The 13,414-nt window shown below is 58.9% G+C and carries 14 protein-coding genes; 6 read left to right on the forward strand and 8 right to left on the reverse strand.

What is annotated here, in order from left to right:
- Positions 1–120: 120 nt before the first annotated feature.
- The 5 genes from AC2TDJ_RS11735 to rpiA all read right to left on the reverse strand — a co-directional run bounded on the left by AC2TDJ_RS11735 (position 121) and on the right by rpiA (position 4,669).
- Positions 121–315, reverse strand: a complete 195-nt coding sequence (locus tag AC2TDJ_RS11735) for a DUF2065 domain-containing protein (RefSeq protein WP_480842386.1) — start codon at positions 313–315, stop codon at positions 121–123.
- The gene (gene hflC, locus AC2TDJ_RS11740) at positions 315–1,193 is read right to left on the reverse strand and encodes a protease modulator HflC (protein ID WP_480842387.1); all 879 of its coding nucleotides are present in this window, start codon (positions 1,191–1,193) and stop codon (positions 315–317) included. Before hflC ends, AC2TDJ_RS11735 begins: the two co-directional genes overlap by 1 nt.
- Positions 1,193–2,335: an FtsH protease activity modulator HflK gene (gene hflK / locus AC2TDJ_RS11745; RefSeq protein WP_480842389.1), complete on the reverse strand. Its 1,143-nt coding sequence runs from the start codon at positions 2,333–2,335 to the stop codon at positions 1,193–1,195. Before hflK ends, hflC begins: the two co-directional genes overlap by 1 nt.
- Before the next feature lie 72 nt (positions 2,336–2,407).
- Positions 2,408–3,766, reverse strand: a complete 1,359-nt coding sequence (gor, locus tag AC2TDJ_RS11750; protein WP_480842391.1) for a glutathione-disulfide reductase — start codon at positions 3,764–3,766, stop codon at positions 2,408–2,410.
- A gap of 117 nt (positions 3,767–3,883) precedes the next feature.
- A complete protein-coding gene (gene rpiA, locus AC2TDJ_RS11755; RefSeq protein WP_480843026.1) occupies positions 3,884–4,669 on the reverse strand; it encodes a ribose-5-phosphate isomerase RpiA in 786 nt (261 codons plus the stop codon).
- Positions 4,670–4,838: 169 nt separating this feature from the next.
- On the opposite strand from rpiA, the gene AC2TDJ_RS11760 reads away from it, so the two are divergent.
- The 4 genes from AC2TDJ_RS11760 to AC2TDJ_RS11775 are packed head-to-tail and all read left to right on the forward strand — an operon-like array spanning position 4,839 to position 8,335.
- Positions 4,839–5,540, forward strand: coding sequence for a glutathione S-transferase family protein (locus tag AC2TDJ_RS11760; protein WP_480842393.1), 702 nt, complete (start codon positions 4,839–4,841; stop codon positions 5,538–5,540).
- A 1-nt stretch (position 5,541) separates the two neighbouring features.
- Positions 5,542–6,915 carry an L-serine ammonia-lyase gene (locus AC2TDJ_RS11765; protein WP_480842394.1) on the forward strand — a complete coding sequence of 458 codons (1,374 nt, stop codon included), beginning with the start codon at positions 5,542–5,544 and terminating at the stop codon, positions 6,913–6,915.
- Between the two features lie 40 nt (positions 6,916–6,955).
- Positions 6,956–7,372 (forward strand): GFA family protein, encoded by a 417-nt coding sequence (locus tag AC2TDJ_RS11770; RefSeq protein WP_480842396.1) that lies wholly within the window; start codon positions 6,956–6,958, stop codon positions 7,370–7,372.
- Between the two features lie 48 nt (positions 7,373–7,420).
- Complete coding sequence (locus AC2TDJ_RS11775; RefSeq protein WP_480842398.1) at positions 7,421–8,335, forward strand: DMT family transporter; 915 nt, start codon at positions 7,421–7,423, stop codon at positions 8,333–8,335.
- Here AC2TDJ_RS11775 and AC2TDJ_RS11780 read toward each other — a convergent pair.
- A complete protein-coding gene (locus tag AC2TDJ_RS11780; protein WP_480842400.1) occupies positions 8,280–8,987 on the reverse strand; it encodes a thiamine diphosphokinase in 708 nt (235 codons plus the stop codon). The genes AC2TDJ_RS11775 and AC2TDJ_RS11780 overlap by 56 nt on opposite strands.
- Positions 8,988–9,107: 120 nt before the next feature.
- Here AC2TDJ_RS11780 and AC2TDJ_RS11785 point away from each other — a divergent pair, with 120 nt between their 5' ends.
- Both AC2TDJ_RS11785 and AC2TDJ_RS11790 read left to right on the forward strand, forming a co-directional pair.
- Complete coding sequence (locus AC2TDJ_RS11785) at positions 9,108–10,853, forward strand: hypothetical protein (protein ID WP_480842401.1); 1,746 nt, start codon at positions 9,108–9,110, stop codon at positions 10,851–10,853.
- A gap of 211 nt (positions 10,854–11,064) precedes the next feature.
- Positions 11,065–11,607 carry an N-acetyltransferase family protein gene (locus AC2TDJ_RS11790; RefSeq protein ID WP_480842403.1) on the forward strand — a complete coding sequence of 181 codons (543 nt, stop codon included), beginning with the start codon at positions 11,065–11,067 and terminating at the stop codon, positions 11,605–11,607.
- Between the two features lie 102 nt (positions 11,608–11,709).
- Here the strand turns inward: AC2TDJ_RS11790 and AC2TDJ_RS11795 are convergent, their stop codons facing one another.
- Positions 11,710–11,952: a DUF2842 domain-containing protein gene (locus AC2TDJ_RS11795; RefSeq protein WP_480842405.1), complete on the reverse strand. Its 243-nt coding sequence runs from the start codon at positions 11,950–11,952 to the stop codon at positions 11,710–11,712.
- Positions 11,952–13,244 (reverse strand): adenylosuccinate synthase, encoded by a 1,293-nt coding sequence (locus AC2TDJ_RS11800; protein WP_480842407.1) that lies wholly within the window; start codon positions 13,242–13,244, stop codon positions 11,952–11,954. Before AC2TDJ_RS11800 ends, AC2TDJ_RS11795 begins: the two co-directional genes overlap by 1 nt.
- Positions 13,245–13,414 lie beyond the last annotated feature (170 nt).

A 13,414-nucleotide genomic window follows, 5' to 3' on the forward strand; every position in this document is an offset into this window, starting at 1 on the left:
TTGTCGACAATTCTTGTTGAGCCGCCTGCAGGCAGCCTCTCTTAGCAACCAATGTAGTCAGTTTGTCCAAGCCCGCAACTCAGGATCATGGGGAAATCACCGGCAATTGAGGTCTTTGTGTCAAAACCCGATCTGATAAGCACCCCACAACAGCACCAGACCGCTGACCATGCACAGTAGCCCGACCAGACGCCGAGCCTGTTCCGGCATTGCCCTCAACGCCTCTAACATACGCTCGATAAGCGAAGGGGCCAGCGCGTAGGCCAGCCCCTCGACAATCAGTACCAACCCGAAGGCCAGAAGGATCATACCCATTACCGGGCCGCCTGCCCGGTGGGTGATTTTAGGTAATTGAAGAACTCGGAATCCGGGGTCAGCACCATCGAGCTGTTGCTGCCGCCCAGCGCGCGTTCGTAAGCGGAAAGCGACCGGTAGAACTCGAAGAACTCCGGGTCCTTGCCAAAGGCTTCGGCAAAGATGGCGTTGCGTTCGGCGTCCGCTTCACCGCGAATGATCTCGGCCTCGCGGCGGGCATCGGATACCAGCTCGACCACGGTCCGGTCAGCTTGCGCGCGCACACGCTGCGCAGCCTCGTTACCACGTGCGCGTTCGTCCGTTGCTTCACGCTCACGTTCGGCCTTCATCCGGTCAAAGGTGGCCTCAAGGTTTGCTTGCGGCAGATCCGTCGCCTTCAGGCGCACGTCAATCACACTGACGCCCAGCGCCTGTGCTTCGGCAATGGCGCTGTTGCGAATGCGCAGCATCAGGGCGGCCCGGTCCGAACTGAGGATGTCACGCGACGACACCGAACCCAGAACCTCACGGGTTTCCGCGCGCAGGATGCGGTCCAGGCGGTCCTCGGCGACCGGGATACCGCCGACGCCAACCGCCTGACGGAACTGTTCAAGATCCGCGATCCGATAGCGTGCGAATGCGTCAACCACCAAACGACGGTCGTCCAAGGGCGTTACCTCCAACGGCTGCACGTCGATCGACAGGATGCGGTCGTCATAGCGAACGACTTCCTGAATCAGGGGAATCTTGAACGCCAGACCGGGTTCTTCTTTGACAGCGACCACGCGGCCAAACTGCAGAACCAGCGCACGTTCGCGTTCGTCGACGATAAAGATCGAAGACAGGATGCCGACAACCGCAATCACGATAACCGGCAGAATAAATGTCGATTTACGCATCAGTTGCTCTCCTCGGCCTGATTGCGGCGCAGCTCGTTGAGCGGCAGATACGGCACAACACCTTGCCCCTGCCCGGTCGAGTTTTCGTCCAGAATGATCTTGTCGACGTCACCCAGAACCTGCTCCATCCGCTCCAGATAGAGGCGCTTGCGGGTTACGTCCGGCGCTTTGGTGTACTCTTCCAGAACCGCGCTAAAACGGCTGGCCTCACCCTGCGCGCTGTTGATCTGCTGGGCGCGATAGGCTTCGGCCTCTTCCAGAACCTGCGCGGCTTCACCCCGGGCTTCAGCGAGAACACGGTTGGCATAGGCGTCGGCCACGTTTTGCAGACGGTCACGCTCCTGCGCGGCGGCCTGAACGTCGCGGAATGCGGCGATCACGTCCTGCGGGGGGTCAGCCTTGTCAAAGTTTACACGCACGATGTTTACGCCCGAATCGTAGCTGTCCATCGTGGCCTGAATCAGTTCCTGCAAGCGGTCGGCGATGATACCGCGATCCCGGTTCAGGATTGGCGCCAGTTCGCTTTGCGCGATGATCTCACGCATAGCCGATTCAGACACCGCCCGAATGGTTTCGCGCGGATCGCGCAGATTGAAAAGGAATCTCGCAGGGTCGCTGATATTCCAAACAACCTGATAATCGATGTCCACGACATTCTCGTCGCCGGTCAGCATCAGGCCATCATCGCTGCCGCGCGCGCCGCCCATATCCTCGGTCTGTTCGCGGGTGACCGGAATGACCTCGGCGGTCACTAGCGGCCAGGGAGCAAAGTTCAGACCCGGGTTCCCGACGGCTGAAAATTCACCCAGAAACAGTTCAACTGACTGCTCTTCCGGTTTTACGGTATAGAAACTTGCGGCAGCCCAAAGGCCAATCGCGACCAGCGCACCTATGGCAATGGTTCCCTTGGTGAATATCGGACCACCGCCGCCAGAGCCCTGACCGCTACCACCACGACCGCCGCCGCGACCGCCCATCAGGACGCGCAGCTGCTCCTGGCCTTTTTTCATCAGCTCATCGATCTCGGGGATCTGCGGGCCATCACCTTCGGGAGGTTTGCGCCCATCCCCGTTGTTTCCTCGATTTCCTCCGCCTCCGGATGAGCCTCCGCCCCCCCAGGGGCCACCGCTGTTGCCCGCCATATGAGTCTATTCCTTCGTATTGGACCGTGTGATCACGGGTTCCCTTGTAACTTGTGTTCGCGCAGTTGCAAATCAAGCAGTGCGCACAGGTTGCCGCATTGTCACCAGTTCTTCGGCCATCACGGGGTGAACGGCGACCGTTCGGTCGAAATCTTCCTTGGTCGCGCCCATTTTCACCGCAATCCCGGCCAATTGGATCATCTCGCCTGCGCCGGGGGCCACGATATGACATCCCAGCACCTTGCGAGTGGCTTGGCTGACGATCAGCTTCATCAGCACACGCTGCGTGCCACCGGCAAACGATTTTTGCATCGGCTTGAACGATGTCGCATAAACTTCAATCGGCTCCTGCTCGGCCGCCTCTTCCTCGCTGAGGCCGACGGTGCCCATCTCGGGCTGCGTGAAGATTGCCGTCGGAATTAGCTCGTGATCCACTGGCGTCGGGTTGCCTTTGAAGACGGTTTCCACAAAGGCCATGCCCTCGCGGATCGCAACCGGCGTCAGGTTCACCCGATCGGTCACGTCACCTATGGCATAGATCGAAGGCACGGCAGTCTGGCTGTATTCGTCCACGACAATCTCGCCCTTGCGGCCGCGTTCGACGCCGAGGTCATCGAGACCCAGATCATCGGCGTTCGGTACGCGGCCAGTCGCATACATCACCACATCGAACAGTTGTTCGGATCCGTTGGTCGCCTTGACCCAGATCTTGTCGCCCTGCTTTTTCATTTCGAGCACATTGGTGCCCAGATGCACGTCTACGCCGTTTTGGCACATCTCCTCGCAGATCAGTCCGCGCGCTTCGTCATCAAAACCGCGCAGGATTTGCGCGCCGCGATAATACTGCGTGGTCTTGACGCCCATCCCGTTCATGATGCCCGCAAACTCGCAGGCGATATAACCGCCGCCCACGATCAGCATGGTTTTGGGCAATTTCTCCAGATGGAAGATCTCGTTTGAGGTGATCGCCAGATCCGAGCCCGGAAACTCGGGAACAATCGGGCGCCCTCCCGTCGCCACCAGAATATGTTTGGCCGTTTTGCGGGTGCCGTCGGCCATCTCAACCGTGTGTGCATCCACCGGGCGCGCGCGCTGGTCAAAGGTTTCAACACCGTTGTTTTTCAAAATGTTGCGATAGATACCTTCAAGCCGGTCCAGCTCGGCATAGAGCTTGTCACGAAAAATGTCCCAGTTAAACGCACCGGGCTGAATGTCCCAGCCATAGGCCTGCGCGTCGCTGACCATACCCGCATATTCGCTGGCAAAAACCATCAGCTTTTTGGGAACGCAACCCCGGATCACGCAGGTGCCGCCATAGCGGTCTTCTTCCGCCAAAGCCACCTTGGCGCCGTTCTCACCCGCAGCAACGCGTGCTGCACGGACCCCGCCCGAGCCTCCGCCGATGACAAACAGATCATAGTCAAAGCTCATGCCGGGTTCCTTTGTTCACTTGCCAAAATTCTCTGGATATCTGGGCGCAATATAGCGATTGCCAACCCCTGCCAGCCGAAAAAACGGTTTTGCATCGCCCCCTTGGGCCGTGTCCCTTCAGTCCGCCAAATCTGAAAACAGATTCTCGGTGCTGTCGTTTGGCTGATCTGTCTCAACTGTTCCCTCGTTCAGATCACGCACTTCGACCCGTCCGTCGCCGTGGCCAATGATGACCTTGTCGCAGATATCGAGGAAAAGTCCGTTTTCGACCACACCCGGAACCTGATTGAGCACCAACGCCAGATGCCGCGCATTGCCGATACGCTTGAGATGCAGGTCCAGTATATGATTGCCCTCATCCGTGACCCTTGGCACTTCGCCATTCATCCGCAGCGTGACCGAAGTGCCCAGAACATCCATCGCGTCCAAGGCTTCTTCGATCAGGGTTCGCGTGGTTTGCCAGCCAAATGGGATCACCTCGACCGGCAGGGGGAAAGCGCCCAGAGTTTCAACCTCTTTTCCGGCATCGGCGATCACGATCATCTGGTCGCTGGCCGTTGCCACGATCTTTTCCTGTAACAAAGCGGCGCCGCCGCCCTTGATCAGATTGAATTCACCGTCAAATTCGTCTGCGCCGTCGATGGTCAGATCCAGCCAGCCTGCTTGATCCAGCGATACGACCTCGATCCCCTCTTCGCGCGCCAACTGCGCCGTCGCAGTCGAGGTCGGGACGCCCTTGATCTGCAATCCTTCGTCGCGCACCCGTTCACCAAGTCGGCGCACCATCCAGGCAGCAGTCGATCCGGTTCCCAAACCGACGCGCATCCCGTCCTTCACAAACTCGGCGGCGCGGCGTGCGGCGACATATTTGGCTGTCTCGATGGGCGACATTTCTCCGGACATGGCAGGTTCCCCCTTCAGATTGCTGCCGGCGTTATACGGAATGCCCCGGTCGACTGCGAGTGCCAAATCGCGAATGCGCTGTGTTAACATGTCGCTGAAATGCGCGTTTCCGATTGGAAACGTCGCAATCAAGGCTTCGTCTGTTATTTGTGCATCTTACATAAGGGTTATGGATTCGCCGTACCGCCTGCATTATGCCCCCGACAACGCCTCGCTGGTGATCCGGCTGGCTTTGGAAGAGATGGGCCAGCCCTTCGAGGCCGTTCTGGTTGACCGTAGCCGGAACGAGCAGAATGGCGTTGCTTATCGGGCGCTCAATCCCAATGGATTGATCCCGGTGCTGGAAACGCCACAAGGGCCGATATTCGAAACGGCCGCGATCCTGTTGTGGCTGGCAGACAAGCACGGGCAACTGGCACCGGCCGCCAACAGCCCCGAGCGGGCTGCGTTCCTGAAATGGCTGTTCTTCGCGTCCAACACGGTGCATGCGGATCTGCGCATCCTGTTCTACGCCGACAAGTATATCAACGCAGCGCAGGCCGAAGCCCTACGTTCCGGGATTAGACCGCGGCTGCGCCAGCACCTGAAACTGCTGGATGCTGAAGCGCAAAAAGCGCCCGAATGGCTTTCGCCCGATCAGCCCTCTGTCCTGACCTATTACCTGGCCTGCATGCTTCGTTGGATGGCTTTGTACCCATCCGGGTCGGACCGCAGCTGGTTCCAGTTACCGGATACACCCTATCTTCAAACCCTCCTGATGCGGCTTGAATCAAGGCCGGCGACACGCGCCGCTATTGTGGCCGAAGGGCTGGGCGTCACGCCGTTTACCTCACCCACTTACGCTAACCCCCCAGAAGGCTCAGCTACCTGACATGTTTCTCTCTGTCTTCGATATGTTCAAAGTGGGCATCGGCCCGTCTTCGTCGCACACCATGGGCCCAATGGTCGCTGCAGCCCGGTTTTTGGACCTGATGCGCGCCTCTCCATTCGACTTCGCGGGTCTGCGCGGGTCTCTTCACGGCTCATTGGCCTTTACCGGTGTGGGTCATGCCACCGACCGGGCCACAATCCTTGGGTTGGCGGGGTTTGTGCCGGACAATTACGACAATGACAAAGCCGAAGCTGCGCTGGCCAAAATCACCGAAACGCAATCGGTGTCGCCAGAGGGATTGCCGACCCTGAAGTTCGATCCAAAAGCCGATCTTATCTTCGACTATGAAAACAATCTTCCGGGTCACGCAAACGGTATGGTCCTGATGGCCACGGATGCGCAGGGCGACGTGATCCTGCGGCAGGTCTATTACTCGGTCGGCGGTGGATTCGTGCTGACCGAAGAGGAATTGGCCGAAGGCAAAGACACCAACGATGGGCCCCCGGTGCCCTTCCCGTTTCATTCGGCGGCCGAGATGCTGGAGATGGCAAAGACCAGCGGCAAGAGCATCGCTGCCATGAAGCGCGAGAATGAAATCGCACGCGGCTGTGCCGACAGTTTCGCCAGGGGAACTGCCCGCCTGTGGGAGGTCATGAACAACTGCATCGAACGTGGCCTGACAACGGACGGTATTCTGCCCGGCGGACTGAAGGTCCGCCGCCGCGCCAAAGGCATATACGACGCGCTGATGGCCGAGCGGGGCATGAATCTGACCGCACCGCACACGATCAACGACTGGATGAGCGTTTACGCCATGGCAGTGAACGAAGAAAACGCCGCCGGTGGGCAAGTCGTCACCGCTCCGACCAACGGCGCGGCCGGTACGCTGCCTGCCGTTTTGCGGTATTACCTGGATCACGTTCCAGGCGCATCCGAGAGCCATATCGAGGATTTTCTGCTCACCGCGGCGGCGATCGGAGGTCTGGTCAAATACAACGCCTCGATATCAGGCGCCGAAGCCGGTTGTCAGGCCGAGGTCGGCAGCGCCTCGGCCATGGCAGCAGCAGGCCTTTGCGCAGTTATGGGAGGCACGCCGGAACAGGTGGAAAACGCAGCCGAAATCGCTTTGGAACACCATCTCGGCATGACTTGCGATCCCGTGGCCGGGCTGGTGCAGGTGCCCTGCATCGAACGCAACGGTCTGGCCGCAATCAAGGCGGTCTCGGCAGCGTCGCTGGCACTGCGCGGTGATGGGCAGCATTTCGTGCCGCTGGACGCGGTCATCGAAACCATGCGCCAGACCGGTCACGACATGCATGAAAAGTATAAGGAAACCTCGCTCGGTGGCTTGGCAGTGAACGTTCCCAACTGCTGACGTATCGCACCGGGCGGCAATGCGGAAAGAGAGGTGACCGATGAACGGTCGTTGTCTGTGCGGTGCAGTCCGGTTCGAGGTGAATCCCCCCGTCCTGTCCTGTGTCACCTGCCACTGCGAAAGCTGCAGACGTCAGTGCTCGGCCCCGATGACCGCATATTTCGGCGTCCGCGATGGCCGCTGGCGCTGGACTGGAGAAGAGCCGCGTCGGTTCAATTCCTCGCCAGGCGTCGAGCGTAGTTTCTGTCCAAACTGCGGTACACCGATGTCCTTTCGCTCGACCTCAATGTCGGATGTGATGCACCTCTACGTGGCGGCTTTGGACAATCCTGAGGTGCTGCAACCAACGCTGCACGTGGCCCATGAAGAGAAATTGAGCTGGCTCAAGCTGGATGACGGGCTGCCCAGTTGCATCGGCCCCGATTACACGAAACACCAGCCGCTGACCGACGTTTGACGGGCTCGACTCTTTCCTCGACATCGACAACCCGCTAGCGTCGCGGTCATGACTCAGGATCGCCCCCTATTCGGCATCATACTGATGCTTGGTTTTTGCATCCTCGCGCCGCTCGGCGATGCAATGGCCAAGCTGTTGGGAGAAACAACACCCATCGGACTGCTTGTGCTTGTCAGATTTGCGGTGCAGGCCTTCATCCTGACGCCGCTGGTTCTCCTTACGGGGCGCATTTGGCGGATGCAGGGGCGCATTCTGAGACTGACTTTGATACGCACAGTTCTCCATATCATCGGGATCGCCGCAATGTTCAGCGCTCTGCAGTACCTGCCGCTGGCAGATGCGATTGCCATTGCCTTCGTCATGCCTTTCATAATGCTGCTGCTCGGAAAATACGTGCTGGGCGAAAAGGTCGGTCCCCGCCGGTTGATCGCTTGCATCGTGGGATTCATCGGCACGCTGCTGGTGATCCAGCCCAGCTTTGCCGCGGTGGGCTTGCCAGCCCTGCTGCCCTTGATCGTCGCCGTTGTTTTCGCACTGTTCATGCTGGTCACCCGGCAGATCGCCAAGGAAATGGACCCGGTGGCGTTACAGGCCGTTTCCGGAGCCATGGCAACGGCAATTCTGTTGCCGCTGCTGTTGCTCGGAACAAGTACCGGGATCCGGGAATTGACCCTGATCCTGCCGACCGATGACATCCACTGGCTGCTGCTGGCCATCGGCATCCTCGGCACCGTCGCACATTTGCTGATGACATGGTCCCTGCGCTATGCGCCATCGGCGACACTGGCGCCGATGCAATACCTGGAGATTCCAGTGGCCACCCTAATCGGTTGGCTGATCTTTCGCGATCTCCCCAACGGGATCGCAGCCTTGGGCATCGCCATTACGATCGGCGCCGGGCTCTATGTCATTTTGCAAGAGCGGGCCAGCGCCCGGTCTGGCCCGACAGAAACGCCCGCGTGACCTGATCCAACGCGGCCCGCGGCACCATGACCAATAGTCCGGGCCCGTCCATCTTTAGCTCGACACCCGAAAGGGCACGGTTCGAGGTTCCGACCCGTCCGTCCGGGGACAGCTCCAGCCCGTCGATTGGCCATTCCAGCCCCTTACTGCACCCGGTTACGCGCCGAAAAGGAAACAATGAGACCGTTTCCCCGGCTTCGACGCTGAAAGCAATCCGCGGCGGCGCATGGAAAATCACCTCACGTTCGCCAAGCAGCACGCAGGGCCGATCCTGTAGCCGTATCAGTGCGTTGAGTACCGCCAATTGATGATCGACGCGCGCTCCCAGAAAGCCGACACCTATAACCAATGGTGCATCGATATTGCGCAGGGCCTTGTCGAAATCCGTGCTGTCCTGTTCCCGAATGGGAAACAAACGATCGGCGGAAATACGGCTTCGATACCCCGGCTCAAGAGAGTCAAAATCCCCGATAACCGCTTCCGGCAGATGCCCCGAATCGATGAGTGCCGCCGCGCCGCCATCAGCCGCGACGACACGATTGACGCGGGCCAGCACCAGATTCGCGTCCTCTGGACCGATATAACCACCGCCAAACAGCGCGATTGGCTCCTCAGCTCGTACAATCGGTCCATTTTTCGTAAGATTGACCATTTTTCCTGCTTTTGGACATAATGAGACCACAAAATGATAGACTCATGGACAAAGTTTCGAGTCGATGCCGTGCACCAAGCTCGGAATTCGGCCTGGTAGTTTGTAAAGGACGTGCGTCTGATGGTACAGAACAACAAGGTATTGACCGTATCCTACGGGACCTTTTCCTGCACTTTGGAAGGCTTTGACGATTCATTTGAAACGATGAAGGCCATTGCCGAATACTTCCGTGATCTGGCAGCAGATGACCGGTACTTCGGATCCGAACCTCCGCAGCCAGACGCCGAAATGCTGACCCGCATCGCGCAGCGCGATATCGCACGCAAAGTAGAAGCCAGCCAGAACGACAGCGGTCTGCTGTTGCGCGCCACGGCAGAGCCCCCCGCCGCCGCGCCCATCGCCAGCCCCCCTGCCCCGCAGGCACCCGCCGAACCGGAAATGCCATCCGTCGAAACCCCGGCCTCTGCCGCAGGTGCGCCGGCCGCCGATAGTATCGCTGCAAAGCTGCAACGTATTCGCGCCGTGGTTTCGCATTCCAATGAAAACCCGCCGCAGTTTGGCGAGGATGAGGAGAACGGCTTTATCAAACCGGCGGAACCTCAGGTAGACGCGATTTCCGCCGCTTTTGAAGCCGGTGCGCTGAACCCCGCCGATCTGACGGAAAGTGAAGCCAAGGTCGAAACCGACGAACCAGCTGATGCAGCACCGGCGGTCGAAATGCCCGAACCGGAAGAGGCGGAAATGCCCGAACCGGAAGAGTATGAAGAAGCCGTTGAGCCACCCGAACAGATTGAAACTGAAGTTCTGACCGAAACCGACGAATTGGAAGACGTCGGTTCCACCGATCTGGAAGAAGCTCAGGTATCGATCGAGACCGCCTTTGAAGAGGACGATGAGACGCTGAACGAAATTCTGGCTCTGACCGGAGCAGATGCCGTCGAAGCGGAGGAAGTTGAAGATACGGAACCTGAACAACCCGAAGTCACCTCGGAAGACGTTCTGTTCACCGAAGCTGAAGCCCCAGAAGACGAAACGGAAACGGAAGACATCCGCAACATTCTCAGCGAAGAAGAAGAGGAAGCTCAGGACGCTGACGAACCGGTCTCTGAAACAGCCGCAAGTGTTCTGAGCGCCGAAGATGAAGCCGACCTGCTGGAAGAGATTTCACTGGTCGAGGCAGAGCTTTCGGCGCGTTCTGATCGCAACGGGCCAGAGGACAGCGATCTGGATCAGGACGTCTCGCGCCTGATGGACACAGCTGACGCCCGCATGGACGATCCCGCAACCAACGACCAGCGCGAAACCTATTCGCACTTGCGCACTGCGGTGGCCGCGACCGAAGCCGAACGTGGCGCTAAAAATGAAGCCGAGTCTGAAGATGCGGATTACCGCGGTGATCTGGCGTCGGTCGTCAGCCCGCGCCGCCCCGAGGTTAATGTTACAAGCATTCGCCCGCAGTCCGATGCTCCTGCACCGCTGAAACTAGTGGCCGAGCAGCGCGTGGACACCGATGATCAGGAAACCGGCCCGGTTACACCTCGGCGCATCCAGTCCTCACAGGATGAGGCGAACGAAGAGGGTGGCTTTGCCGCTTTCGCTCAGGAACAGGGTGCACAATCACTGTCCGACTTGCTGGAGGCCGCAGCCGCGTATCTTTCCTTCATCGAAGGACAGGAGCAATTTTCGCGTCCGCAACTGATGAACAAGGTTCGCTCGCTCAAGCAGGACGATTTCAACCGCGAGGAAAGCCTGCGCTCTTTCGGTCAGTTACTACGTGACGGGAAGATCGAAAAGGCTGGTGGCGGCCGGTTTTCGGCTTCGACCGAGATAGGCTTTCGGCCACACGACACGCGCGCTGCGGGATAGTTCAAAGTAACCTCCCCCTCGACAAAAGGGCCAGAGGCAACCTCTGGCCCTTGATTATCTCAATATGCATGGCTTTTGAGCATATGGCCCGGGCAAGTCAGTTCCGGGTTCCGATTGGGGATCAAATGCTATGCTGCAACGCAGAAAGATGTTAATACAGAGTCGAAATTAGACCTCGTCGCCTTGTCCCGTCTCGATCCGAGGAACCGGTATGTATGACCTTGCAATCCGACGTCTGCGCATATTCGACAAACCCCAGATCAGCACACATTTTCAGAGCCTCGATGACGCGGCCCTGAAATCCCGATTTGGCATGGTTATCGCGCCCGAAAAGGTGACGCGTTATGTTTCAGGTATTTTTGACGACTCGGCTCTGATCTATGGCGCTTTTCCCGACAGCCACCTACGCGGCGTGGCTGAATTGCGCCCCACGGATGGTGATGGACCCGGCATTGCAGAGGCGGCTATCACTGTTGAAACCCCATGGCAGGATCGCGGAATAGGCGACGCGCTTTTGTCACGGATCATTGCTGCGGCGCGCAACCGCAGAATTCGCGAGGTGCAATTGCTGTGTCTCGCGACTAATCAGAAAATGCGCCACTTGGCGCGCAAGCATGATGCAGAGCTAAGCCTGGTGACCGGTCAGGTCGCAGCAACACTGACGCCAGCCTGGCCTAGTCCGATGAGTATGGCCGAGGAAATCGCGGGCGAGTACCATGCCTTTGCCCGCGCGATATTTCGCTGGCCGGAATAGCCCCACCGATCCTGGTGCCAGCGCGTGCTATCAACGCCAATCACTGCCGAGCACCACTGTACCAACCAATCCACCGTGCAGACCCGTATCGAGCAATGAGGCTCAGTTCGTGTCCTGATCCGGGTCCTCTTTACCAACCCCCCTGAACACGAACTTGAACGGCAGGGCCCACAGGATGCCAAGCCCGACATAAACCAGCAGTTCCAACCAAATCGGAGGGCGATCCAGCCAGTTCAGTACGGTCACGACAGCGACAATATACAAAGGCAGTCCAACCAAAAGCAGCACCAGCGACCAGCGCCGCCGAGCCTTGTAACTCAGGCCGGGTTTGTCGCGACCGCTCATCAGTCGGCAAACGGGTCGGTCACCAGAATGGTGTCGTCCCGCTCCGGGCTTGTGGATAGCAACGCGACCGGACACTCGATCAGTTCCTCGACCCGGCGTACATATTTGATCGCGTTCGCCGGCAGCTCAGCCCAGCTGCGCGCACCTTCGGTGGATTCGCTCCACCCGGGCATTTCTTCATAAATCGGCATGCAACGGGCCTGTTGATCTGCAGCCGTGGGCAGATAGTCCAGACGCTGGCCGTCCAGCTCGTAACCCACACAGATTTTCAGGGTTTCGAATCCGTCCAGCACGTCCAGCTTGGTCAGGGAAATGCCGTTCACACCGCTTGTCGCACAGGTCTGGCGCACCAAACAGGCGTCGAACCAGCCGCAGCGGCGTTTACGGCCAGTCGTGGTACCGAATTCGTGCCCACGCTCACCAAGACGTTGACCGTCATCATCATCCAGCTCTGTCGGGAACGGTCCCTCACCAACGCGGGTGGTATAGGCTTTGACGATACCGAGTACGAAGTCGATAGATCCTGGACCAATGCCCACACCTGTTGCCGCCTGTCCCGCAATGACATTCGAAGAGGTCACAAACGGATAGGTCCCGAAATCAATGTCCAACAGCGCCCCTTGCGCCCCTTCGAACAGGATGCGTTTGCCCGCCTTGCGCTTTTCGTTCATGACCTTCCAAACAGGCCCGGCGAACTCCAGAATACTTGGTGCGACTTCCTTTAACTGTGCAATCAGCGCATCGCGATCAATGGGCTCCAAACCCAGGCCGCTGCGCAATGCATTATGATGAACCAACGCGCGATCCACACGCAGCGCCAGCGTGGCGTCATCGGCAAGGTCAGCCACTCGAATAACCCGGCGGCCCACCTTATCCTCATAGCAGGGTCCGATGCCGCGGCCAGTCGTACCGATTTTGGCAACCGAGTTTTGGCTTTCCCGCGCCCTGTCCAGTTCTCCGTGGAAAGGCAGAATCAGTGGTGTGTTCTCAGCAATCATCAGGGTCTCAGGCGTGATTTCCACGCCCTGCGCCCGGATGGTTTCGATCTCTTTCAGCAGGTTCCACGGGTCCAGGACCACACCATTGCCGATCACGCTCAGCTTGCCGCCGCGGACTACGCCCGACGGCAGCGCGTGCAGCTTGTAAACCTCGCCATCTATCACCAGCGTATGACCTGCGTTGTGCCCACCCTGAAAACGCGCGATCACATCAGCCCGTTCGCTGAGCCAGTCGACGATCTTGCCTTTCCCCTCGTCGCCCCACTGGGCGCCGACAACAACCACGTTGGCCATATCCGGTCCTTTTGCGCTGAGTATTCAAACCCGGCTCATATAGCGGCGCTCGGACGACAGGGAAACCGGTATTTCGCCGCAGTCCAAATTCGCGCGTTCCGCGCGATGCCTCCGGCGGGGATATTTGGGGCCAGATGAAGTGAGGATCCCCTGCTTCATCTGGCTGAAAA

This window comes from Ruegeria sp. HKCCD6647-2, from assembly GCF_057221075.1.